Raw genomic sequence first — 1,154 nt, 5'->3', positions numbered from 1 at the left:
AATATATTTTTAATAAGTGAATATAAAAGCTTAAAAATAATTTTTGAAAACTTTGCATCATGTCATAAATTTATTTCTTCGGCTAATTCATCAAATTATAACTATACTTTTGATCAATTAATGAATTTAGAAGTGCTACAATCTTCACTTAAAAATAATGCATATAAAAAAGGCACAGAATAGTTCTCTATCCTGTGCTTTTTGCTAATTCATATATTCACTTATAAAAGCAATTACTTTCTCCCAATACAAATCACTATTTACTTTCTCACACTTTGCATGACCTGCATTATTAATTATTAGTTTATCCTTAGGTGCACTACAAGCATCATATAGCTCATCTAACATATAAAATGGTACAAACTTATCTTTGTCACCATGAATAAACAATATCGGTGTTTTTGTTTTTTTTATTTGATTAATAGCTGAAGCTTCTGTTATAAAATATTTCGATTTTATTTTAGTTATTATATTACATATATTCAGTAACGGAAATGCTGGCATTTTAAACATATCTTTTAACTTATAAGAAAGCTGCTCTTTGGCACATGTGTAACCGCAGTCTTCAACAATAACCTTTACATTTTTAGGTAACTCTTCTCCACTAACCATCATAACAGTTGCAGCACCCATGGAAATTCCATGTAGCAAAATTTGTGCACTATCATCTTGTTTTAAGATATAATCTATCCATTTTATGATATCTAACCTATCATGCCAACCCATACCTATGTAATTACCTTCACTTTGCCCATGACCTCTTAAATCAGGTATTATGACGTTATATCCTAATGTATGATATCTATAAGCTATACTACTCATATACTCTGCATTTGTAGTATAACCATGAACTGTTATAGCCCATTTATTACTTTTATTTTCTTTTATTTCATATGCATGTAATCTTAAATTATCAAATGAATTAATATATACGCTATTTTTTTCATTATACTCATTAATCCAAAAATCTTCTTTTCTTGGTTTATTTTTATTCTTACTATTAAAGATACCTTTTTTAGAGCTATTAGGATTTAATGCATAATTATATAATTTATAAGATACACAAATAAGTATTACTACAATTATAATTAAAATGACTAATATAAACATAACTATATGCAAATTCCTTTCTTTTTCAAATATAATAGCATTAT

Annotated in this window: 1 protein-coding gene and 1 pseudogene; one reads left to right on the top strand and one right to left on the bottom strand. The window is 26.1% G+C overall.

Features of this window, described 5'->3' with window-relative positions; all coding sequences use genetic code 11:
- A pseudogene (locus NSA58_RS20460) lies at window positions 1–183 on the top strand (hypothetical protein); the annotation flags it as partial.
- Between the two features lie 21 nt (window positions 184–204).
- On the opposite strand, the gene NSA58_RS20455 reads toward NSA58_RS20460, so the two are convergent.
- Window positions 205–1,154: alpha/beta hydrolase (locus NSA58_RS20455; RefSeq protein WP_330652625.1), on the bottom strand; the 950-nt coding region annotated here is incomplete at its 5' end.

It is taken from the genome of Terrisporobacter muris (genome assembly GCF_024621905.1).
Taxonomy (GTDB): Bacteria; Bacillota; Clostridia; order Peptostreptococcales; family Peptostreptococcaceae; genus Terrisporobacter; species Terrisporobacter muris.
Note: the sequence above shows the minus strand (reverse complement) of the source record. Positions and strands in the feature narration are given on the sequence as shown.